Source organism: Streptomyces hawaiiensis (genome assembly GCF_004803895.1).
Taxonomy (GTDB): Bacteria; Actinomycetota; Actinomycetes; order Streptomycetales; family Streptomycetaceae; genus Streptomyces; species Streptomyces hawaiiensis.
The window spans coordinates 7,095,153-7,116,927 of sequence record NZ_CP021978.1 but is presented as its reverse complement, the minus strand read 5'-3'; the positions used below and the strand labels follow the sequence as shown (position 1 = coordinate 7,116,927).

Here is a 21,775-nt window from a genome sequence, read left to right as displayed (position 1 = left end):
TCCCGCAGGGCCCGGCGGGCCTCGTCGGCGGGGCGGGGGGTCATGACGCCCTCCGCAGGGACACAAGGTCGGACAGCTCCCGGTCCGTCAGTTCCGTGAGGGAGGACTCGCCGGAGCCGAGGATCGCGTCGGCCAGGGCGCGCTTGGACTGGAGCATCTCGGCGATGCGGTCCTCGATGGTGCCCTCGGTGATGAGGCGGTGGACCTGCACCGGCTGGGTCTGGCCGATGCGGTAGGCACGGTCGGTGGCCTGTTCCTCGACGGCCGGGTTCCACCAGCGGTCGAAGTGCACGACGTGGCCCGCGCGGGTGAGGTTCAGGCCGGTGCCGGCCGCCTTGAGCGACAGCACCAGGACCGGCGTCGAACCGGCCTGGAAGCGGTCCACCATCCGCTCCCGCTCGGGAACCGGCGTCCCGCCGTGGAGGAGGTCGACCGGGACGGCGCGGGTGGCCAGATGGGAGGTGATCAGGCGGGCCATCCCGACGTACTGGGTGAAGACGAGGGCGGACCCGTCCTCCGCCAGCAGTGTGTCCAGCAGCTCGTCCAGCAGGGCGAGTTTGCCGGAACGGGCGGCGAGCCGGTCGCCGGCGGCCGAGGTGTGTTCCTCCTTGAGGAACAGCGCCGGGTGGTTGCAGATCTGCTTCAGCGACGTGAGGAGCTTCAGCACCAGGCCCCGGCGGGGCATGCCCTCGGCCGTCTCGATGGCGAGCATCGACTCGCGGACCACCGCCTCGTACAGCGCGGCCTGTTCGCGGGTGAGCGGGACCGGGTGGTCGGTCTCCGTCTTGGGCGGCAGCTCGGGCACGATGCCCGGGTCGGACTTCTTGCGGCGCAGCAGGAAGGGCCGGACCAGGCGGGCCAGGCGCTCCACCGCCTCCTCGTCCTCGCCGTTCTCCACGGCTCGGGCGTGCCGTGCGCGGAAGGACTTGAGCGGGCCGAGGAGGCCCGGGGTGGTCCAGTCGAGCAGGGCCCACAGCTCCGAGAGGTTGTTCTCGACGGGCGTGCCGGTCAGGGCGACGCGCGCGGGGGCCGGGATGGTGCGCAGCGCCTTGGCGGTGGCCGAGTAGGGGTTCTTGACGTGCTGCGCCTCGTCGGCGACGACCATGCCCCAGGTGCGCTCGGCCAGGGCGGGAGCAGCCGAGCGCATGGTGCCGTAGGTGGTGAGGACGAATCCGCCGTCCAGGCCGTCGAGGCTGCGGTCGGGGCCGTGGAAGCGGCGGACGGGCGCGCCGGGGGCGAAGCGGGTGATCTCCCGCTGCCAGTTGCCAAGCAGGGAGGCCGGGCAGACGACCAGGGTGGGTTCGCGTCGGGCCCGCTTCAGGTGCAGGGCGATGAGGGTGACGGTTTTGCCGAGTCCCATGTCGTCGGCGAGGCAGCCGCCGAGGCCCAGGGTGGTCATCAGGTCGAGCCAGGCCAGGCCCCGGAGCTGGTAGTCCCGCAGGGTGGCACGCAGGTCCGGGGGCGGTTCGGCCGGGCGGATCCCCGCGGTCAGGCGGTCGCGCAGGGCGGCCAGCGCGCCGACGGGGACGGCCTCGACCGTCTCGCCGTCCACGTCGGCCGTGCCGGTGAGGGCGACGGACAGCGCGTCAACCGGGTCGAGCAGTCCCAGGTCCCGTTTGCGGGCCTTGCGGACGAGCGCCGGGTCGACCAGCACCCACTGGTCGCGCAGCCGGACGACCGGGCGGTGGGCCTCGGCGAGGGCGTCCATCTCGGTGTCGGTGAGCGGGTCGCCGCCGAGCGCCAGCTGCCAGCGGAACTGGAGGAGGTCCTCGCTCTCGAAGAAGCCGGTGCCGTCGGTCGCCGAGCCGGGGGCCGGGCGGACCACCGCCGCGGCGGACAGGTCCTGCGCGAGGTCCCGCGGCCAGTGCACGGCGACCCCGGCCGCGGCGAGCCGGGTCGCCGCGACCCCGAGCAGATCGCTCAGCTCGTCCTCGGTCAGGGCCAGCACGTCGGGCACGTCCTGGTCGGCGAGCCGGTCGAGCGGGGGCCAGACGCGGGCTGCGCGGCGGACGGCGAGGGCGGCGTCCACGCGCGCGCGGGGCCCGAAGGCGTCGTCGGCCTCGCCCGCCCACAGGGCCGCCGCGTCGGCCACGAGGGTGGGGTCGGCGAGGCTGTGCACCTGGACGATCGCGGCGCCGGCGCTGCGGGCACCGCCGTCAAAGGCGTCGTCGAACAGGTCGTACGCCGACAGGTCCAGGCGGAGCGAGATCCGCACGCCGGCGTCCATGCCGGCGGCGACCTCGGCGGCCCAGTCGTGGGCGGTGGGCAGGTGCTGGGCCTCGCGGGCGGCGAAGGGCCTGCCGGAGGTGTGGGGCGCGGCCGGGGTGCGGGGCAGGGTGTCGGCGACGGCGTCCAGGAAGGCGCGCACCAGCGCTTCCGGCTCGGGCAGCCGGACCGGGCCGGGGCCGGGCAGCGGCACGGCGTGGCCCTCGTGGGGCAGGGCGGCGGCCACCGCGCGCAGGTGCGCGATGTCGTCCGGGTCGAGGGGGCCGGCGCGCCAGGCGTCGTGGCCCGTGGAGGTGAGGCCGGGCAGCAGCCGGCCGCGGGCGGTGAGGCGCAGGGCGTGCAGCGCGGCGGCGCCCCAGCAGGCGGTGGCGGGGTGGGCCGCCGGGTCGTGCCGGGCGCGCACCAGGAGCGGCAGGGCGGTCTCCAGCGGGAGGGACAGCGCCGGGGTGGTCCGCCGCCGGACTCCCGCGCCGTGCCGTCGTACGACGGTCAGCTCGGTGTCCTGGGCGGGCAGTGGCTCGCCGTCGGGGTCCCAGAACACGACGCGCCCCTCGCGCGGGAGGGGCGCGGGCAGGAAGACGGCAGGGAGCCGGACCGGGACCGTGGCGTCCGCCGCCCGCTCGGCCGTCAGAGCCGTCTCTCCCATACGTCCTGCCACCTCCCGCCCCGTGTGTCGGATCAGTTGTCTCCGACTCTACGGGCGGGCTCTGACAATCGGTCCCGGCAGCGGGCTCAGGGCACGGTCCGGGACACGACGTACACCCAGGGGTACGCCGGGTTGGACAGGTCCAGGACGACGTCGTGGGTGGGTGCCGGGTTCTTCTGGCGGTGGACGAAGCCGTACCAGGAGTCGGTCGTGGCGAACTTCCAGCCGGTGACCTTGCGGTCGCGGGCGCCGATGGTGATGTGGCCCTTCTTCATGTCCGCGCGGGTCACGCCCAGGCCGGTCAGGTAGGCGTCCAGGCCGGCCGCGTTGGTCTCGAACTGGGTGTAGAGGCGGCTGGTCTTCCAGTTGTTGGTCTCGTAGTACGCCACGTGCCAGGCCGGGTGCGGGACGGGCACCTGGTAGATCCGGCGCTGGAGCTTGGAGGGCCAGCCCTCGGTCAGGCCGGTCGCCGAGTACTTCGCCTCCTTGTCCTTGCCGCTGTCGCGGCTCTGGTTCGCGGAGATCACCAGGTAGCCGGCCGGGATGCCGATGAGCAGCACGATGATCAGCAGGGTGAGGGCCCTGCGGCGGATCATGTGGCGGCGGTCCTCGACCGGGCGGTCCGGATCGTCGGGCCAGGGGCCCTGGTGGGGCAGGGAAGCGGTCACAGCGTCTCCTGGGTGCTGCGGAGCGACTGCGCGTACCGCTCGTAGCGCTCGTACCGCTCCACGCGGCGGCGCTTGGCGCGGCGGAAGCGGCGGGCGACCAGCCGGGCCAGGTCGGCGGCACCGACCATGCCGGCCTCGGGGCCGAGCTGGGCCCGGACGATGCGGGCCTCGGGGCGGTAGCCGCGGCCGGTGAGGTGCCGCTTGAAGGCGTCCCGGGCCGGGCCGATCAGCAGGTCGTCGGCGGCCGAGACACCGCCGCCGATCACGAAGCAGGAGGGGTCGAGGGCGGCGGCGAGGTTGGCGATGCCGACGCCGAGCCACTGGCCGATGTCCTGGAGCAGCTCGATGCACATGGCGTCGCCGTCACGGGCCAGCTCGGTGATCATCGGGCCGGTGATGTCGCCGATGCTGCCCTTGACGTGCTCGATGATGCCGTAGGCGACGGGCGAGTCGGCGGCGGCCAGCTCGCGGGCCTCGCGGACCAGGGCGTTTCCGGAGCTGTACTGCTCCCAGCAGCCGCGGTTGCCGCACGGGCAGCGGTGGCCGCCGGGCACGACCTGCATGTGGCCGAACTCGCCGGCGACGCCGTACTTGCCGCGCTTGACCTGGCCGTCCTCCAGGATCGCGCCGCCGATGCCGGTGCCGAGGGTGATCATCACCAGGTGGTCCTCGCCGCGGCCCGCGCCGAAGCGCCACTCGGCCCAGGCGGCGGTGTTGGCGTCGTTGTCGACGAGGACGGGGACGGAGAGCCGGCCCGAGAGGCGGTCGCGGAGCGGTTCGTTGCGCCAGGACAGGTGGGGGGCGAACAGCACCCGGTTGCGGTCGGCGTCCACCCAGCCGGCCGCACCGATGCCGACGGCGTGCACGTCGTGCCGGTCGGAGAGGTCCAGGACCAGCTCGGCGATGGTGTCCTCGACGACCTTGGGGCTCTTGGACTTGTCCGGGGTCTCCGTGCGGAGCATCTCCAGGATGTTGCCGTCGGCGTCGACGACGCCCGCCATCACCTTCGTACCGCCGATGTCGATGCCGACCGTGGGCACGCGGGGGGCCGTCAGGTGCGAGCGGCGCTCCCGGGTGCCGACGGTGCGGAGCGCGGTGGCACGGCGGGAGCCGATGGGGGCGGTGAAGTCGCGGTAGGTGCTCATCGCGCCCGATTCTGCCTCACGGTGGGGTGCTGTGCGGAGCGGGGCAGGGGCGGGGTGGTACGGATCATTGCCGGGTGCGGGTGAGTGGTGGGTTGCTCGCGCCCACGCGGCGGAGCCGCGCATCGACACAGCCCCGCGCCCCTGAAAAATCAGGTGCGTACCAGGAGCTGGAACTCGAACGAGTAGCGCGTCGGGCGGTAGGTGTGTGTGCCGTACTCGACCGCGCGGCCCGTGTCGTCGAACGTGACGCGTTGCATGGTGAGCAGGGGTGCCCCCGTTTCCTCCGCCAGCCGCTCCGCCTCCTCCGTCGTCGCCGCCCGGGCGCCGATCGACTGGCGGGCGCTGTGCAGGGTGATGCCCGCCGCTCGCATCAGGCGGTAGAGGCCCGTGGTCTCCAGTTGGTCGGTGTCGAGGTCGATGAGGGCGGGGGGCAGGAAGTTGCAGAGGTAGGCCATGGGCTCGCCGTGGGCGAGGCGCAGGCGCTCGACGCGGTGGACGTCGCTGTCCTCGGCGACGCCGAGTGCGGCGGCGATCTCGGCGGAGGCCGGGACGAGCTTGTTGACGAGGACCCTGGTGGCCGGGCGCTGGCCCGCCGCTTCCAGGTCGTCGTAGAGGCTGCTGAGCTCCAGCGGGCGCTTGACCTGGCTGTGCACGACCTGGGTGCCCACGCCGCGGCGGCGTACGAGGAGACCCTTGTCGACGAGCGACTGGATGGCCTGGCGGACGGTCGGCCGGGACAGGCCGAGCCGGGCGGCGAGTTCGATCTCATTGCCCAGCAGGCTGCCTGGGGTCAGCGTGCCGTGCTCGATCGCGGCCTCCAGCTGCTGGGACAGCTGGAAGTACAACGGCACGGGAGAGCTGCGGTCCACGCTCAGCTCGAGCTGCACGGTCGGGTCCACTTCTGGTTTCGGCACGGGCCGAGCGTAGCTCCGTGCGTTGTTGACGGGAAGTCGTGTAGTCAGATTGTCCGGACATAGCGATTGACAGCGGCGGGCTGTGCACGCAGTTTGTTTCCATGCGCATCGGCGTCATCGGTACGGGCCGCATCGGCACCATCCACGCGAACACGCTCAGTCGGCATCGCGACGTCGGCTCCCTGATCCTCACGGACGCGGACGCCGCCAGGGCCCAGGACCTGGCGCACCGGCTGGGCGAGACGGCGGCGCCCGGTGTGGAGGAGATCTTCCGCTGGGGGGTCGACGCCGTGGTGATCACGACGGCGACGTCGGCCCACGCCGAACTGATCGGTCGGGCAGCACGCTCGGGTCTTCCGGTGTTCTGCGAGAAGCCCATCGCGCTCGATCTGCCGGGGTCCCTGAGCGCGATCGCCGAGGTCGAGACGGCCGGGACGGTTCTCCAGATGGGCTTCCAGCGGCGCTTCGACGCGGGCTACACGGGCGCGCGCGAGGCCGTGCGGTCCGGCCGGCTGGGGCGGCTGCACACCGTGCGGGCCCTGACCAGCGACCAGGCGCCGCCGGACGCCGCGTGGCTGCCGCTGTCCGGCGGGCTGTACCGGGACACGCTGATCCACGACTTCGACGTCGTGCGCTGGGTGACCGGCCGGGAGGTGGCGGACGTCTACGCCGCCGGGTCCGACGCCGGTCCCCGGATGTTCCGCGAGGCGGGCGACGTCGACACCGCCGCCGCGCTCCTCACCCTGGACGACGGCACGCTCGCCACCCTCACGGCGACCCGGATGAACGGGGCCGGCTACGACGTGCGTATGGAGCTCGCCGGGGAGCGCGACCAGATCGTGGTCGGCCTGGACGACCGTACGCCGATCGCATCCACCGAGCCGACCGGGCCGCCGGCCGCGGACAAGCCGTGGACGGGCTTCCTGGAGCGGTTCGGTCCCGCCTACGAGGCGGAGCTGAACGCGTTCGTCGAAGTCGTACGGGGTGAGCGGGCCAACCCCTGCGACGGGCGCGAGGCGCTGCAGGCGCTGCGGGTCGCCGAGGCGTGCGAGCTCTCGCGGCGGGAGCGCAGGCCGGTGCACCTCGCGGAGATTGCCGGTGGCGCCTCCCCCGCGCTGGCCTGACGGCGAGCCCCTCGGTCAGTGCTCTTCCTGCTCCTCCTCCAGGAGCCCCGTGTCGTAGGCGAGCAGCGCGATCTGCACCCGGTTGTTGAGGTCGAGCTTGGCCAGGATGCGCGAGACGTGCGTCTTCACCGTGGCGACGCTCATGAACAGGCCGCTGGCGATGTCGGCGTTGGCCAGGCCGCGGCCGACCGCGACGGCGACCTCGCGCTCCCGGTCGTTGAGGACGGCCATGCGTTCCCGCGCGCGGGTGCGGCGCGTGTCGGCGGCGGTGCCGACGGCGTGCCGCATCAGCTGGCGGGTGACCGTGGGCGACAGGACCGGGTCGCCGGCCGCGACCCGGCGCACGGCCGCGACGATCTCGGCCGGCGGGGTGTCCTTGAGGACGAACCCGGCGGCACCCACGCGCAGCGCGCGCAGCACCTGCTCGTCGGCGTGGAACGTGGTGAGCACCACCACCTGCGGGGCGTCCTCGCGGGCGCGCAGCCGCTCCGTGGCCGTGAGACCGTCCACCGTCGGCATCCGGATGTCCATGAGCACGACGTCCGGGCGGGTGCGGTCGACGAGGGCCTCCACCTCGGTGCCGTCGGCGGCCTCGCCGACGATATCGATGTCGTCGGCGCCGCCCAGCATGAAGGACAGCCCGGCCCGCACCAGCGGATCATCGTCGACGAGGAGCAGTCTGATCGCAGTCATGGGCTTACGTAATCACGGCCGGGCCCGGCGGCGGGCCCGGAAAGCCGGTGCCAACGCCCCGCCCCGCGCGCGGGGTTGACGGCCGGGCGGCGGGGCGAGACGTGCTCACCCCCACGGCAGCCACGCCCGTACCTCGAAGCCGCCCTGCGGTGTGTGCCCGTGCTGCAGCCGGCCGCCCGCGAGGGTCGCCCGCTCCGTGAGGCCGATCAGGCCCTGGCCGGAGCCGGGGACGGGCGGCACCTCGCCCTCGGGCGGCGGATTGTGCACGCCGACGGTGAGGCCGGTGCCCGGTGCGCCGGTGACGGTCACCGTGACCTCCGTGCCGGGGGCGTGCTTGCGCGCGTTGGTCAGGCCCTCCTGAACGATCCGGTAGGCGGTGCGGCCGACGGAGGACGGGACGTCGGCGGAATCCTCGACGCGCTGGTCGAGGGAGACCTTCATGCCGGCCTCGCGGGACTCGGTGACCAGGGTGTCCAGCGCCGCGAGCGTCGGCTGCGGCCGGCCGGTGTCGTCGGACTCGCCCGCCCGCAGCACGCCGATGATCTCCCGCAGGTCCTGCAGTGCCTCGTGCGCGCTCTCCCGGATCACGCCCGCCGCCCGCGCCGTCTGCGCCGGGGGCGCGTCGGGCCGGAACTCCAGGGCGCCCGCGTGCACGCTCAGCAGGGTCAGCCGGTGGGCGAGCACGTCGTGCATCTCCCGGGCGATGTCCTCGCGGGCGAGCCGCTGCGCCTGCTCGGCCCGCAGCCGCGCCTCCGTCTCGGCGCGCCGGGCACGGTCCCTGAGGCTCACCATGAGCTGCCGCTTGGCCCGGACGAACATGCCCCAGCCGACGATCGCCACGGTGAGCAGCCCGGCGAAGAGCACGGCCACCGGGTAGGGGATGTCGGGCTCGGGGCGCAGCCAGTAGTAGAGCGGGACGAACGCCGTGTTGATGCCGCCCACCCAGGCCACGTACCGGAAGGGGCGGTGCACGGCGAGGGTGAACAGGGCGATCAGGCCCGCGCCGCCCGCGGTGTCCGAGACGAAGGTGACGGGCGTCATCGCCACGGCGAGCCCCAGCGGCCAGCGGCGCCGCAGCCAGACCGCCGCGCAGGCCAGCGCGCCGGCCACCTGATCGACGACGGCCAGTCCCTGCGGCACATGGGGGTTGTCGGCGAGCGCCTCCATGGCGGTCGCTCCCACGACCACGGCCAGCAGGAAGCAGGAGAAGTCGACGACCCAGTCGCGGGCGGTACGCCGGGGCCGCCGCCCGGACCGTGCGGCGTCGGGGTCGAGTTCGTGAAGGAGGGCCGACGGAAAGAACCATCTGCGCCCGGTGAACAGTGCGGGCGTCTCTCCCACCGGTACCGGGGAGGCGTGCCCCACGTCGTGACCACTCACGAGCGACAAATCTACGCAGCCGAAGCCCGTCCCACCCGCCCTCGGGCGGGATCGTCGACCAAAGTCGTCACGTCGCAGACTTTCGACGCGGCCGCGGCGCCGGAGCGGGGACTTCCGTCCCCGGGTGCCCGTCCCGCGGGCGATGTGCGTGGGGGCCCGCGGGACGAGGCTGGCCGCGTGAAGCAGGTAGAGATTCTCGGCTTCCTCGCCCTCGTCCAGGGCGTGGCGGGCCTGGTGCACGAGTTCACCGACTGGAACTGGGGCCTGGTGCAGCGCCTGGGGTTCCTCGACGGCTACGAGGTCTACGCGAGCGTCACGCTGCTCGTGCTGGGCGTCGCCCTGTTCGCGGCGGCCGGGAGCCGGAAGTCCGTCTGAGTGGCGCACGGACGTCCGGCCCGCGGCCCCGGGAGGGCTCAGCAGCCGTAGTCGACCAGGTCGAACGAGGCGTAGTGGTCGGCCGTGTAGTAGTCCTCCCGGTTCTCCTCACCGGTGACGATGCGCCGCGCGCCGCGGGTGGAGGAGCCCGGGGTGATGACCGTGTACTCGTGGTAGTAGCCGGACGACTGGCCGGGCAGGATGCCTTCCCTGTTCTGGAAGACGGTGCCGTCCTGGTCGAACGGGTAGGGGCCGCCTCGCTCGATCAGGTCGAGGGTGTCGTGGGCCTGGGACGGCAGGGCGCTGTAGCAGATGTCGCCGACGGCGGTGGGGGCCGCGTCGGCCGTGGTCGCGGAGACGGTTCCGCCGACGAGGAGGGCGGACAGAAGGGCGGCTGCTGCGCCGAGCCGCGAGGCGCGTGGGGGGAATTTCATGACGCTCATCATGACGCGCGTAGATGCTGGCATGTCAATGACAAGCCTGGAGAATTTCCTGTGAAGCCCCGTGAGTTCGCGGGGAGTTCACTCGCGCTGCGGCGCCCTTACGCGTCCTCCGGCAGTGCGAACTCGCCGTACTCCGGGCGGCCCTTCAGGTCATAGGTCTGGATCGAGACGCCCGCGCCGGTGACGCTCCCGCCGGCGTGCTCGAACGCGGTCGGTACGGCGCCCTCCGGGAACAGCCGGAACCCGGAGCCGAGCACGACCGGGAAGGTCAGCAGGTGCAGGGTGTCGACGAGGTCGAGCGCCAGCAGGGACCGGACGAGGGCGCCGCTGCCGTGCACCTGGACCTCGCCGTCGGTGCGTTCCTTCACGGCGGCGACCTCTGCGGCGAGGTCGCCGGAAAGTACGGTCGTGCCCGCCCACGGCGGGTCCGTCAGGGTCGAGGAAGGCACGTACTTCGGCAGGGAGTTGAGCGGGGAGGCCACCGGGTCGCCGGGGTCGGTCACCTTGGGCCAGTAGGTGGCGAAGATGTCGTACGTACGGCGGCCGAGCAGGAAGGCGCCCGGGCGGGTGAAGACCTCGCCGATGAACCGGCCGAAGTCCTCGTCGGCGTACGGGAAGCTCCAGCCGCCGTGGGTGAAGCCCCCGCGGGTGTCCTCCTGCGGCCCGCCGGGGGCCTGGTAGACGCCGTCGAGTGTGACGAAGAGGGTGGAGACGAGCTTGCCCATGGCGGGTGCCTTCCTTCCGGGTGGGACGGGATCCGCTGTCATCGGTTCAGACCCCGCCGGCACCCGCAACTCATCGCTGGGCCGAACGCCCGCTCATGGGGCGTTCGTGGAGAACAGCCCGCCCGTCGGGCCCTGCTTGTCGCCGCCCTGGGCCTTGCGCAGGGCGTTCGCGAGGCTCTCGATCGTGAGGGACTGCAGGATGACGCGGCCGTTGCCCTCCAGGGTGGCCAGGGACAGGCCCTCGCCGCCGAAGACGGCGTTCATCACGCCCTGGCGGTCGAGTCCGCCGACGCGCTGCACGCCGTACTGGACGCCCTCCTCGAAGGCGACGACGCAGCCCGTGTCGACTTCGACGCGGCCACCGAAGTCGGCCGGGTTCAGGTCGATGAAGTTGCCGGCACCGGCGATGATCACGGTGCCGCGCCCGGTGAACTTCTCCAGGACGAAGCCCTCGCCGCCGCTCCTGCCGGTACGGCCGCCCTGGAAGGCGATGCCGAAGTCGACGGTGGACTCGGCGGCCACGAAGGCGTCCTTCTCCGCGAACCACGCGCGCGTACCGTCCAGTTCCAGGGCGCGCATCTCCCCGGGGAGCACTCCCGCGAAGCCGACGGTGCCCTCGCCGCCCTGGGTGGTGAAGTACTGAAAGGCCAGTGACTCGCCCGCCAGGACGCGCTGGCCGGCCTGCATGGCCGTGCCCATGGCCTGGCGCAGCAGCCCGCCCATGCCGCCGGCGCCGCCCGGGCCCTGCGGTTGCTGACCGCCGCCGCCCGACGGGCCGCCCAGGCGGGTCTCCATGGTCACGTTCGTGGTCTTGAACAGGAACTTTCCGGCCTCGCAGTACACCGTCTGGCCGGGCTGCAGGCTGACGACCGCCATCTGCATGGCGTTGCCGACGATCTCTTGCTGAAGGGTCACGCCCGGAGAACGCAGGAAGCGGATCGAAAGGTTCCGCATCTGCTCCGGACCGGTGAACACGCTCCGGACCGGCAATCATGCTCCGGACCGGGAAACCTTGCTCCCGGACCGGGGGACCTCGACGTCCGTTCGCCGCCAGCGGCACAGCCGCGCGACCGCTGGGATGGACCCATGACTTCTCAAGGAACTCTGCACGGCAAGGTGGCTCTCGTGACCGGCGGGAGCCGTGGCATCGGCGCGGCGACAGCGGTGCGCCTGGCCCGGGAGGGCGCGGACGTGGCCGTCAGCTATGTGAACGGCAAGGAGGCGGCCGAGGACGTCGTACGGGCCGTGGAGGCGCTGGGGCGCCGGGCGGTGGCGCTGCGCGCGGACGCGGCGCAGGCCACGGAGGCGGCCGAAGTGGTGGACGCGGCGGCGCAGGCGCTGGGCAGGCTCGACATCCTGGTCAACAACGCCGGCGTGGGGGTGCTCGGCCCGCTGGACACGCTGTCGCTCGCGGACGTGGACCGGGTCCTCGACATCAACGTACGGGGTGTCTTCCTGGCCTCCCAGGCGGCCGCCGCGCGGATGCCCGAGGGCGGGCGGATCATCACGATCGGCAGTTGCATGGCCCAGCGGGTGCCGGGGCCGGGCGGGACGCTCTACGCGACGAGCAAGGCGGCCCTGGCCGGTCTGACGAAGGCGCTGGCCCGGGAACTGGGCGCGCGCGGGATCACGGCGAACCTCGTCCATCCCGGCCCGATCGACACCGACATGAACCCGGCGGACGGGCCGTACGCGGCCGGTCAGGCGGCGATGACGGCGCTGGGCCGGTTCGGGACGGCGGACGAGGTGGCGTCGATGGTCGCCCACCTGGCCGGGGCGGCGTACGTGACCGGGGCGGAGTTCTCGGTGGACGGAGGCCACGCGGCGTGAGCCTCGTGGGGCGCACCGGCGCTGACCGGCCGGAGCGCCCCACGGGCCAGGTTCAGCCGCCCAGTTCCTGGTGGCGTGCCAGCAGCCGGCTCGTGCCCTCCTGGGTCAGGGAGCCGAACAGGCGGAGCCGGGAGATGCCCCCGTCCGGGAAGATGTCCACGCGCGCGTGGGTGCCGACGGCCGGGGCCGGGAGGACGAAGCGGTGGTTGGTGTCGGGCTGGAGGCGGGTGCGGGGCAGGATCTCCTGCCAGTCGCCGTCCTCGCCGTCCTTGACCGAGACCGACGCCCAGCCGGCGCTGTTGCCCTTGAGGTAGGCGGTGTCGATCTCCAGGGCGCGGATCTGGGCCTGGGCGGCCAGCCGGTAGCGGATCCAGTCGTGGCCCTGGTCGCGGCGGCGGCGGGTCTCCCAGCCGTCGTCCATCTTGCGGGAGCGGCCCGGCTGGATGGTGTTGGAAGCGGGCGAGTAGAAGAGGTTGGAGGCGTCCTCGGCCCGGCCGCCGTTCTCCAGGGCGACGACGTCGAAGGTGCCGAGCGCCTCCAGCCACGCGGGGTCCGGGACGACCTCGCCGTGGACGCGCAGGCGCGCGATGCCGCCGTCGGGGTGCTGGTTGACCCGCAGGTGGGTGAAGCACTGCTCGACGTCGACGGCGAAACCGTTCGCCGCGTGGCCGCCGACCGGGGTGCGCGGGACGAGGGTCGTCCACTTCACGTCGTCCCCGAGGAGCTCCTCCGGCGAGGGGGAGCCCGGTACGCAGGTGCCCTCGACGGACACGGCCTGCGGGTAGTTGCCGCGGAAGTGGGCGGTGTCGACGACGATCCCGCGGATCACGCCCGGAGCCCCGAGGCGGACCAGCGCCCAGTCGTGGTCCTCCGCGGTCGGCCAGGGGTGGTCGGCATAGGCGCCCCGGCGGCGGCGCGTCTCCCAGCCGTCCATGATCTTGCCCTTGTGCCCGAAGTGCTCGGGGTCGAACGCGGCGGGCTCGGGCACCAGCAGGTTCTCGCGCTGGGCGAAGAACTCGTCGTTGGCGGCGATGACACCGGCCCCCAGACGCCGGTCGGCGAGGTCGGCGTACCGGGTGAAGGGGAAGTCGGCGGTGCGGTAGTCCGCGTACGGGTCGCCGCCTCCGTAGGGGTTCGCGTCGCCGGTGAAGCTGGGAATCGCCGTCACGGTGATCAGTTCTGCCTTTCGAGGTCCGGGATGGGCTTCAGCTGGTTCGGGTGAGGAGCCGCCCCTTCGGTTCGGTGAACTCGCCGTCCGCGACGATGCGCCGCCCGCGCAGCCAGGTGGACTTCACGACGCCGTGCAGGGTCCTGCCCGCGTAGGCCGTGACGTGGTTGCGGTGCTGGAGGGCCACCGGGTCGACGGTGAAGGTCTCGTCGGGGGCGAGGACGGCGAAGTCGGCGTCGCGGCCCACCGCGATGGCGCCCTTGCGGTCGTCGAGCCCGACCAGTTCGGATGTGCGTGTGGACATCCAGCGCACCACGTCCTCCAGGCCGTGCCCGCGCCTGCGGGCCTCGGTCCACACCGCCGCCAGGCTCAGCTGGAGTCCGGAGATGCCGCCCCAGGCCGTCGCGAAATCGTCGGTCTTGAGGTCGGCGGTGGACGGGGAGTGGTCGGTGACGACGCAGTCGATGGTGCCGTCGGCCAGTGCCTGCCAGAGCAGGTCCTGGTTGGCGGCCTCGCGGATCGGCGGGCAGCACTTGAACTCGCTGGCGCCGTCGGGGACTTCCTCGGCGGTGAGGGTCAGGTAGTGCGGGCAGGTCTCGACGGTGATGCGGACGCCCTCCGCCCGCGCCTGGGCGATCATCGGCAGGGCGTCGCTGGAGGAGAGGTGCAGCACGTGCACGCGCGCGTTGAGGGCCTTCGCCTCGCGGATGAGCTGGGCGATGGCGGTGTCCTCGGCGTCCCGGGGGCGGGAGGCGAGGAAGTCGGCGTACTTGGGGCCGCTCCGCTGCGGGGCCGACGAGAGCAGGTTCGGGTCCTCGGCGTGCACGATGAGCAGTCCGCCGAAGGCGGCGATCTCGGCCATGGTGCGGGCGAGCGGGTCCCGCTCCAGGTGCGGGAACTCGTCCACGCCGGACGGCGACAGGAACGCCTTGAAGCCGAAGACACCGGCCTCGTGCAGCGAGCGGAGCTCCTTGGTGTTGTCGGGCAGGGCGCCGCCCCAGAAGCCGACGTCGATGTGCGCCTTGTCGGCGGCGACCTGCTGCTTGATGCGCAGGTGCGGGACGGTCGTGGTCGGCGGGAGGGAGTTCAGAGGCATGTCGACGAGGGTCGTGATGCCTCCGGCCGCCGCGGCGCGGGTGGCGGTCCAGAAGCCCTCCCACTCGGTGCGGCCGGGGTCGTTGACGTGCACGTGCGTGTCGACGAGGCCGGGCAGCAGGACGTGGTCGCCCAGGTCCTCAAGGCGGGTGTTCTCCGGGACGGGCACGTCGTGCGGGAGGACAGCCGTGATCCTGCCGTCGGTCACCGCGACGGATGCGGCGCGCGTTCCCTCGGGAGTGATGACACGCGTCGAGCGCAGCACCAGTTCAGCGTCGGACACCCGAACCCCTTACTTCCGCGTAACGGAATTCAACTTTCTGTTGAAGGAGTCTTCCCTCCCTCTCCCGCGCCGTCAAGGGCACACTTGACTGCGGCGCCCTTCGGTGAAACTCCTGGACGTTTCCACAAAGCGGAATTAAACTTCCAGCACGCAGAACGTAGCTACGTACAAGCGGGGAGTCAACCGACTGCCGGGTAGGCTTCTGCCCTTCCCGCCCGCCCCGAAAGGAACGCGCCGTGCCGACGTCCAGCGCCAGCACCACCGACTCCGCCCGGTCCTCCGCCAACGGCGGCGTCCAGTCCCTGGAGCGCGCCTTCGACCTGCTCGAACGGATGGCGGACGCGGGTGGCGAGGTCGGCCTGAGCGAGCTGTCCGCGAGCAGCGGACTGCCCCTGCCGACCATCCACCGCCTGATGCGCACGCTGGTGGCCTGCGGGTACGTACGTCAGCAGACCAACCGGCGGTACGCGCTCGGCCCACGACTGATCCGCCTCGGCGAGTCGGCCTCCCGCCTGCTGGGCACCTGGGCGCGGCCCTATCTCGCGCGGCTGGTCGAGGAGACCGGCGAGACGGCGAACATGGCACTGCTGGACGGGGACGAGATCGTCTACGTGGCGCAGGTGCCGTCGAAGCACTCGATGCGCATGTTCACGGAGGTCGGCCGGCGGGTGCTGCCGCACTCCACGGGCGTGGGCAAGGCGCTGCTCGCCGGTTTCCCGCCGGAGGAGGTGCGGGCACTGCTCTCCCGCACGGGCATGCCCGCGGCGACGGAGAAGACGATCACGACGGCCGACGGGTTCCTCGCGGCCCTGGAGGACGTGCGCCGGCAGGGCTACGCCATCGACGACAACGAGCAGGAGATCGGGGTCCGTTGCCTCGCGGTCCCGGTGCCCGACTCCCCCACCGCGGCGGCCATCTCCATCTCCGGCCCGGCGGGCCGGGTCACGGAGGCGGCGACGGACAGGATCGTGCCGGTGCTCCAGCAGGTCGCCGGGGAACTGTCCGTGGCTCTCGCCAGCCAGACCCCCGCATAACGGGGCGGTGAGCCCGGGACGGCGGGCACCCTGAACCCAGCCCGCACAACGGCCGTGAGCCCGGGACGGCGGGCACCCTGACCCCAGCCCTGGGCCTAGCCCTGGCCCCGCATCGGCCCCCCGAAGAGATCCACCGCCCGCCGGACCTCGGTGAGCTCCGCGGACAGCGCGCTCACCGAGCCGATCGCGCCCGCGATCAGCAGGAGGGAGCGGCGCAGGCAGGGGATCTCGGGGATGCCGTCGGCGGCGATGGCGGCCAGGGCGGCCAGTTCCTCCTCGGCGATGGTCCGGTCGGCGAACTCGCCGGGATGGGCGGCCAGTCGGCGGCGCAACCGGGACACGGCGGAGCGCAGCTCCGTCACGCGCGGATCCTCGTCGCCGCCGGTCACAGGCCCCTGCCGCTTCTGCTCAACGCTCCGCAACACAGTCCTCCCCCTCGCACCCAGTCGTGCGCGTGCCCTTCCGACACGAAGTCCCCCACACCGGGCAGCGGTCGGGTGCCCGGCCGGTCGGTGCGGGCGACAGTAAACGACGCGGACCGCCGGGCGCCAGTCCATTGCGTCATCGACTTGTTTCGCTGAGTGACTTTCTGGCCCGAGGCGCACGCCTGTCCGACGCGCGCCCCGCGCCGTCGTACCCCCGTGCGGGGCGTGCGGTATGCAGGAGCCATGACGACACGGGAGACGACGGGCGGGGCACGAGCGGTTGCGGGGCTGCTGCTCGCGGCCGGTGGCGGGCGGCGGCTCGGCGGGCGGCCCAAGGCGCTGCTCCCGCATCGGGGGCGGCCCCTCGTGGAGCACGCGGTGCGGGTGCTGCGGGAGGGCGGTTGCGCGACCGTCCATGTGGTCCTGGGCGCACAAGCCGACGAGGTGCGCGCAAGGGCCTCTCTCCCGGGCTGTGTCCTGGTCGACAACCCCGACTGGAGGCAGGGCATGGGGAGTTCCCTGCGCGCCGGGCTCGGCTCACTCGCCGGCACGGGCGCCCGGGCCGCCCTGGTGTCACTCGTCGACCAGCCCGGCATCGGGCCCGAGGCGGTGGCCCGGGTCCTGGCGGCGTACGAGGGCGAGGAGTCGCTCGTTTCCGCCGCGTACGACGGCGTGCGCGGCCATCCGGTGCTGTTCGGTGCCGTCCACTGGGCGGGCATCGCCGCGACTGCGACCGGCGACCGGGGGCACGCGCCTATCTGAAGGAGCACCGGCCGGCGGTCACCCTCGTCGAGTGCGGGGACGTCGCCCGGCCCTTCGACATCGACACCGAAGCCGATCTGACCCACCTTGAGTGAACGGGGTGGCACGGAGCGCCACCTTGCCTCGACTCAGAGAATCTCGACATCAACAAACGATTGAACTTCCACCATGAGGAAACTAGTATCCACTGTCCAGAAGCGTCCGTCGGCTCCGCGGGCGCCGAACGCCGTATCCGGGAAGACTGGCACCCGGTGCCAAGCACGCCGGCTCGTCTTCACAGCTCGCTGAAGGAAGTGACCGTTCATGTCCGCACCAGCGCCGTCCCCGCTGGCCATCGTCGACGCCGAGCCCCTGCCCCGGCAGGAGGAGGTCCTCACCGAAGCGGCACTCGCCTTCGTGGCCGAGCTGCACCGGCGGTTCACGCCCCGGCGCGACGAGCTCCTCGCCCGCCGCGCCGAGCGCCGCGCCGAGATCGCCCGCACCTCCACGCTCGACTTCCTCCCGGAGACCGCCGCCATCCGCGCGGACGACTCCTGGAAGGTCGCCCCCTCCCCCGCGGCCCTCGACGACCGCCGGGTCGAGATCACCGGCCCCACGGACCGCAAGATGACCATCAACGCCCTCAACTCGGGCGCCAAGGTGTGGCTCGCGGACTTCGAGGACGCCTCCGCGCCCACCTGGGAGAACGTGGTCCTCGGCCAGGTCAACCTCACCGACGCCTACACCCGGAACATCGACTTCACGGACCCGAAGTCCGGCAAGTCCTACGCCCTGAAGGCGAACGAGGAACTCGCCACGGTCGTCATGCGCCCGCGCGGCTGGCACCTGGACGAGCGTCACCTCGTCGACGCCGACGGCACCCCGGTGCCCGGCGCGCTCGTCGACTTCGGCCTGTACTTCTTCCACAACGCCCAGCGCCTGCTGGACCTCGGCAAGGGGCCGTACTTCTACCTCCCCAAGACGGAGTCCCACCTGGAGGCCCGTCTCTGGAACGAGGTGTTCGTCTTCGCGCAGGAGTACTGCGGCATCCCGCAGGGCACGGTCCGCGCGACCGTCCTCATCGAGACGATCACCGCCGCGTACGAGATGGAGGAAATCCTCTACGAGCTGCGCGACCACGCTTCCGGGCTGAACGCGGGCCGCTGGGACTACCTGTTCTCCATCGTGAAGAACTTCCGTGACGGCGGCACCAAGTTCGTCCTGCCGGACCGCAACGCGGTGACGATGACCGCCCCGTTCATGCGCGCGTACACCGAACTCCTCGTCCGCACCTGCCACAAGCGCGGCGCCCACGCCATCGGCGGCATGGCGGCCTTCATCCCGTCCCGCCGGGACGCCGAGGTCAACAAGGTCGCCTTCGAGAAGGTCCGCGCCGACAAGGACCGCGAGGCCGGCGACGGCTTCGACGGCTCCTGGGTCGCCCACCCCGACCTGGTGCCGATCGCCATGGAGTCCTTCGACAAGGTCCTCGGCGACAAGCCCAACCAGAAGGACCGCCTGCGCGAGGACGTCGACGTCAAGGCGGCCGACCTGATCGCGATCGACTCGCTGGACGCCAAGCCGACGTACGCGGGCCTGGTCAACGCCGTGCAGGTCGGCATCCGTTACATCGAGGCCTGGCTGCGCGGCCTCGGCGCGGTCGCCATCTTCAACCTGATGGAGGACGCGGCCACCGCCGAGATCTCCCGCTCCCAGATCTGGCAGTGGATCAACGCGGAGGTCGTCCTCGACAACGGCGAGCAGGTCACCGCCGAGCTGGCCCGCAAGGTCGCCGCCGAGGAACTCGCGACCATCAGGGCCGAGATCGGCGACGAGGCCTTCGCGGCCGGCAACTGGCAGCAGGCGCACGACCTGCTGCTGACGGTCTCCCTCGACGAGGACTACGCCGACTTCCTGACCCTCCCGGCGTACGAGCAGCTCAAGGGCTGACCCCGCGGTCGAACGGCTGGCGTTCCGAGTGGCCCAGGGACTTGCCCGGGGCCACTCGGTCGCGTACGGCCTTCTTCACGGCCGTCGGCTCCGGGAAGCCCTGCTCGCGCCGGTCCCAGACGACCTCGTCGCCCACGCGGACGACGAACACGCCGCCGGTTCCGGGCTTGAGGGCCAGTTCCGTCAGTTCGGTCTCGAAGGTCGTGAGCAGTTCCTGCGCCAGCCAGGCCGCGCGGGGCAGCCAGCGGCACCGCGTGCAGTACTCGATCTCGACACGGCCACTCATCCGAGGTGCACCGTCCCATCCTGCCGGACCGCGGGCTTGCCATGCAGATCGGGCACCTGCTTGAGCCACGCGGGGCGTCCTTGCTGGTTCTTCGCCGCCCGGAGGGCCTCCTCGGCGGCGAGCTCCTCCCGGGTGGGGAAGCCGGTGGGCAGCCAGTCCCCGGAGGCCTCCACGCGCGCCTGGAGGTACGTCACGTACGCCTCGCGGACCTCCTCCGCGGTGGCGAAGCCCGGCTCGTCCGCGAGCCAGGCGTCCGGGACCTCGGCGAGGATCCGCCGCAGCAGCTCCTCGGTGACCCGGGGCGCCAGTTCGGCGTCGGCGGCCCGGACGTCGGGCCCGTAGTGGCCGAGGGCGTGGTGCCGGAAGTCGTAGGCCCTGCGGGGGTCGGTGACATCCCAGCGGTGGTGGAAGACGAGGGCGGCGCCGTGGTCGATCAGCCACAGGCGCGGGCGGGCGACGCCGAGGGTGGGCCACACCATCAGGTTGGAACTGTGGACCGTACGGTCCACGTTCACGGTCAGGGCGTCGAGCCAGACGATCCTCCCCGCCTCCAGCGGATCGACCGTAAAGACCCGGGCGATCTCCGGTGTGAAATCCCGGGCGCCCGGCAGGTGATCCATGCCGAGGTTGACGCCCGCGCTGGCCGCGTGCAGGTCCCGTACCTCCTGGTGCGGCTCTTGCTCCGCGATCGCCGGGTCGAAGTGCACCAGGACCAGCTCGGGGAAGCGCAGCCCGAGAGTGCGGGCCAGTTCCCCCACGATCACCTCGGCGACGAGCGCCTTGCGGCCCTGCGCGGAACCGGTGAACTTCACGACGTACGTGCCGAGGTCGTCCGCCTCGACGACTCCGGGGACGGAGCCGCCGGACCGCAGGGGTTCGACGTAGCGGGTGGCGGTGACCTCTCTCAGCATGATCCAGGGCTCCACGGAGGGCAGAATGCGAAGGGGCCATGGTAGCCGGGCGTGACAGCCGGCGCGGGGCCCTGGCCCACGATCTGAGCTGCGGGCCCGCGGGGCACCGTCGCCCGCCATGCCGTTTGGCGCCGGTGCCGGTGGGGACCCGGCCGAGCATGAGCGCAACCCCTCGTCGCCGCCTGATGCGGCAGAACCGGGTCCTGTGGCTGCTGGACCGCCTGGAGCGGGAGCCCAGGGCCGATGCGGTGATCGACACGCTCCGCAAGGGCGTGCGGGCCCTGCCCCTGGGGCGCGGCCGGGATCTGCTGCACGGCAGGTGGCTGGGGCACCCCGTGCATCCGTTGCTGGTGCAGGTGCCGATCGGGAGCTGGCTGTCGGCGGCGGTCCTGGACCTGCGCCCCGGCCGCTCCCGGGAATCGCGGCTGCTGGTCGGGGTCGGGCTGGGCGCCGCGGCCCCCGCGGCCGCGGCCGGCTGGGTGGACTGGGCGGAGCTGCACCACCGGCAGCAGCGCGTCGGGCTGGTGCACGCCCTGTCCAACACGGCGGCCGTCGGCCTGTACGCCGCCTCGCTCGTCTGCCGCGTCAAGGGACGTGAGGCGGCGGGCCGGGCGTACGGCTTCCTGGGGCTGACGGCGGTCGGGCTCGGCGGCATGCTGGGCGGCCACCTGGCCTACCGGCAGGCCTCCGGCGCCAACCACGCCGAAGAGGTCCCGAACGTCGTCTCCGAGGGCTGGCACCGGATCGGGACCGTCGGCGAGTTCCCGGCCGGGGAGCCGGTGCGGCGCAGTGTGGACGACGTGCCGGTGCTGGTGGTGCGCGAGACCGGCGGGGCGATCCACGCGCTGGCCGAGCGGTGCAGCCACCTCGCGGGGCCGCTGTCCGAGGGCACCGTCGCCGACGGCTGCGTGCGGTGCCCGTGGCACGGCAGCGTCTTCCGGCTGTCCGACGGCTGGAACGTACGCGGACCGGCCACCGCCCCCCAGCCCTCCTTCGAGACACGGATCATCGACGGCCATGTCGAGGTGCGCCTGCGTCACCAGGACGGCGACGAGCACTTCGGGAACGGCCGGGAGATGGCCGCGCAGGGGACCGGAACGCGATCGGGGGCTGCCCATGGGCACGGCGACAGCGACTGACAGCCGCCTCGCGCGGCGGCTGCGCGGAGCACTGCGGCGGACCCGCCGGGACTACGCCGCGGGGCACGACCGGCCCCTGGGCGGATATCTCGCGGCCATGGCGGGTTTCGCGGCGTACACGGCCGCCTGGACCACGGTGGTCCGGCGCAGCGGGCGCCCGGTACCCGAGCGGCCCGAGCCGTGGGACGTGGTCCTGACGTCGGTGGCCACGTTCCGGCTCAGCCGGCTGCTCAGCAAGGCGTCGGTGACCAGCCCGCTGCGGGCCCCCTTCACCCAGTACGTCGGGCCGCAGGGCCCGGCCGAGCTGCACGAGGAGGCGCAGCCCGAGCAGGGCAAGCACACCGTCGGCGAGCTCGCGACCTGCCCGTTCTGCATGAGCGTCTGGGTGGCCTCGGCCCTGACCGCCGGCCAGTTGCTGTGGCCGCGCGCGACCCGCACGGCCATGGGCACGCTCACCGCCCTGGCGGGTGCGGACACGCTGCAACTGGCGTACGGCGCGCTGGTGGACAAGACGACCGGCGACTGACCGCGGCCACCCCCGGGCCCACGCGTCGCACCCCCTTGTCAAGGCGAT

General features: G+C 72.8%; 21 protein-coding genes and 1 pseudogene. 8 read left to right on the top strand and 14 right to left on the bottom strand.

Annotated features, from left to right (window positions below):
* Nucleotides 1–40 precede the first annotated feature (40 nt).
* From CEB94_RS32660 to CEB94_RS32645, 4 genes are all read right to left on the bottom strand, one after another.
* Entirely contained in the window at nucleotides 41–2,872 is a 2,832-nt protein-coding gene (locus CEB94_RS32660) for a DEAD/DEAH box helicase (RefSeq protein WP_175435601.1), read from the bottom strand.
* An 86-nt stretch (nucleotides 2,873–2,958) separates the two neighbouring features.
* The gene (locus tag CEB94_RS32655; RefSeq protein ID WP_175435600.1) at nucleotides 2,959–3,540 is read right to left on the bottom strand and encodes a sugar kinase; all 582 of its coding nucleotides are present in this window, start codon (nucleotides 3,538–3,540) and stop codon (nucleotides 2,959–2,961) included.
* A complete protein-coding gene (locus CEB94_RS32650) occupies nucleotides 3,537–4,685 on the bottom strand; it encodes an ROK family glucokinase (RefSeq protein WP_031134383.1) in 1,149 nt (382 codons plus the stop codon). Before CEB94_RS32650 ends, CEB94_RS32655 begins: the two co-directional genes overlap by 4 nt.
* A 149-nt stretch (nucleotides 4,686–4,834) precedes the next feature.
* The gene (locus CEB94_RS32645) at nucleotides 4,835–5,572 is read right to left on the bottom strand and encodes a GntR family transcriptional regulator (RefSeq protein WP_175437248.1); all 738 of its coding nucleotides are present in this window, start codon (nucleotides 5,570–5,572) and stop codon (nucleotides 4,835–4,837) included.
* A 128-nt stretch (nucleotides 5,573–5,700) separates the two neighbouring features.
* Between CEB94_RS32645 and CEB94_RS32640 the strand changes: the two genes are divergently transcribed.
* The gene (locus CEB94_RS32640; RefSeq protein WP_175435599.1) at nucleotides 5,701–6,723 is read left to right on the top strand and encodes a Gfo/Idh/MocA family oxidoreductase; all 1,023 of its coding nucleotides are present in this window, start codon (nucleotides 5,701–5,703) and stop codon (nucleotides 6,721–6,723) included.
* Between the two features lie 15 nt (nucleotides 6,724–6,738).
* Here CEB94_RS32640 and CEB94_RS32635 read toward each other — a convergent pair whose 3' ends face one another.
* Nucleotides 6,739–7,416 carry a response regulator transcription factor gene (locus tag CEB94_RS32635; protein ID WP_175435598.1) on the bottom strand — a complete coding sequence of 226 codons (678 nt, stop codon included), beginning with the start codon at nucleotides 7,414–7,416 and terminating at the stop codon, nucleotides 6,739–6,741.
* A 105-nt stretch (nucleotides 7,417–7,521) separates the two neighbouring features.
* The gene (locus tag CEB94_RS32630) at nucleotides 7,522–8,739 is read right to left on the bottom strand and encodes a sensor histidine kinase (protein ID WP_175437247.1); all 1,218 of its coding nucleotides are present in this window, start codon (nucleotides 8,737–8,739) and stop codon (nucleotides 7,522–7,524) included.
* 234 nt (nucleotides 8,740–8,973) lie between these two features.
* Between CEB94_RS32630 and CEB94_RS32625 the strand changes: the two genes are divergently transcribed.
* Complete coding sequence (locus tag CEB94_RS32625; RefSeq protein WP_175435597.1) at nucleotides 8,974–9,171, top strand: hypothetical protein; 198 nt, start codon at nucleotides 8,974–8,976, stop codon at nucleotides 9,169–9,171.
* 38 nt (nucleotides 9,172–9,209) lie between these two features.
* Here CEB94_RS32625 and CEB94_RS32620 read toward each other — a convergent pair whose 3' ends face one another.
* From CEB94_RS32620 to CEB94_RS32610, 3 genes are all read right to left on the bottom strand, one after another.
* Complete coding sequence (locus CEB94_RS32620; RefSeq protein ID WP_175435596.1) at nucleotides 9,210–9,605, bottom strand: ribonuclease domain-containing protein; 396 nt, start codon at nucleotides 9,603–9,605, stop codon at nucleotides 9,210–9,212.
* 107 nt (nucleotides 9,606–9,712) lie between these two features.
* Complete coding sequence (locus CEB94_RS32615; RefSeq protein WP_175435595.1) at nucleotides 9,713–10,339, bottom strand: dihydrofolate reductase family protein; 627 nt, start codon at nucleotides 10,337–10,339, stop codon at nucleotides 9,713–9,715.
* A 93-nt stretch (nucleotides 10,340–10,432) separates the two neighbouring features.
* Nucleotides 10,433–11,254 (bottom strand): AIM24 family protein, encoded by an 822-nt coding sequence (locus tag CEB94_RS32610; protein ID WP_175435594.1) that lies wholly within the window; start codon nucleotides 11,252–11,254, stop codon nucleotides 10,433–10,435.
* Nucleotides 11,255–11,425: 171 nt separating this feature from the next.
* Here CEB94_RS32610 and CEB94_RS32605 point away from each other — a divergent pair, with 171 nt between their 5' ends.
* Nucleotides 11,426–12,169, top strand: a complete 744-nt coding sequence (locus CEB94_RS32605) for an SDR family oxidoreductase (RefSeq protein ID WP_175435593.1) — start codon at nucleotides 11,426–11,428, stop codon at nucleotides 12,167–12,169.
* Between the two features lie 52 nt (nucleotides 12,170–12,221).
* Here CEB94_RS32605 and alc read toward each other — a convergent pair whose 3' ends face one another.
* Together alc and allB are read right to left on the bottom strand one after the other, a co-directional pair.
* A complete protein-coding gene (gene alc, locus CEB94_RS32600) occupies nucleotides 12,222–13,337 on the bottom strand; it encodes an allantoicase (RefSeq protein ID WP_175435592.1) in 1,116 nt (371 codons plus the stop codon).
* A gap of 37 nt (nucleotides 13,338–13,374) precedes the next feature.
* Nucleotides 13,375–14,715: an allantoinase AllB gene (gene allB, locus CEB94_RS32595; protein ID WP_175435591.1), complete on the bottom strand. Its 1,341-nt coding sequence runs from the start codon at nucleotides 14,713–14,715 to the stop codon at nucleotides 13,375–13,377.
* Nucleotides 14,716–14,951: 236 nt separating this feature from the next.
* Between allB and allR the strand changes: the two genes are divergently transcribed.
* On the top strand, nucleotides 14,952–15,749 hold the full coding sequence (allR, locus tag CEB94_RS32590) for an allantoin degradation transcriptional regulator AllR (protein WP_175435590.1): 798 nt from the start codon (nucleotides 14,952–14,954) through the stop codon (nucleotides 15,747–15,749).
* A 95-nt stretch (nucleotides 15,750–15,844) separates the two neighbouring features.
* On the opposite strand, the gene CEB94_RS32585 is transcribed toward allR, so the two are convergent.
* On the bottom strand, nucleotides 15,845–16,174 hold the full coding sequence (locus CEB94_RS32585; protein ID WP_175435589.1) for a DUF5955 family protein: 330 nt from the start codon (nucleotides 16,172–16,174) through the stop codon (nucleotides 15,845–15,847).
* A gap of 243 nt (nucleotides 16,175–16,417) precedes the next feature.
* Here CEB94_RS32585 and CEB94_RS32580 point away from each other — a divergent pair.
* Nucleotides 16,418–17,031 (top strand): annotated as a pseudogene (locus CEB94_RS32580) (nucleotidyltransferase family protein).
* Between the two features lie 208 nt (nucleotides 17,032–17,239).
* On the top strand, nucleotides 17,240–18,865 hold the full coding sequence (gene aceB, locus CEB94_RS32575) for a malate synthase A (protein ID WP_175435588.1): 1,626 nt from the start codon (nucleotides 17,240–17,242) through the stop codon (nucleotides 18,863–18,865).
* Here aceB and CEB94_RS32570 read toward each other — a convergent pair.
* Together CEB94_RS32570 and CEB94_RS32565 are read right to left on the bottom strand one after the other, a co-directional pair.
* Nucleotides 18,855–19,151 carry an Rdx family protein gene (locus CEB94_RS32570; protein ID WP_175435587.1) on the bottom strand — a complete coding sequence of 99 codons (297 nt, stop codon included), beginning with the start codon at nucleotides 19,149–19,151 and terminating at the stop codon, nucleotides 18,855–18,857. The genes aceB and CEB94_RS32570 overlap by 11 nt on opposite strands.
* Nucleotides 19,148–20,062, bottom strand: a complete 915-nt coding sequence (locus CEB94_RS32565) for a HipA family kinase (protein ID WP_175437246.1) — start codon at nucleotides 20,060–20,062, stop codon at nucleotides 19,148–19,150. The genes CEB94_RS32570 and CEB94_RS32565 overlap by 4 nt, the downstream gene beginning before the upstream one ends.
* Before the next feature lie 185 nt (nucleotides 20,063–20,247).
* On the opposite strand from CEB94_RS32565, the gene CEB94_RS32560 reads away from it, so the two are divergent.
* Nucleotides 20,248–21,201, top strand: coding sequence for a Rieske (2Fe-2S) protein (locus CEB94_RS32560; protein ID WP_175437245.1), 954 nt, complete (start codon nucleotides 20,248–20,250; stop codon nucleotides 21,199–21,201).
* Nucleotides 21,179–21,727 carry a DUF1360 domain-containing protein gene (locus CEB94_RS32555; RefSeq protein ID WP_175435586.1) on the top strand — a complete coding sequence of 183 codons (549 nt, stop codon included), beginning with the start codon at nucleotides 21,179–21,181 and terminating at the stop codon, nucleotides 21,725–21,727. The genes CEB94_RS32560 and CEB94_RS32555 overlap by 23 nt, the downstream gene beginning before the upstream one ends.
* Nucleotides 21,728–21,775: the final 48 nt, after the last annotated feature.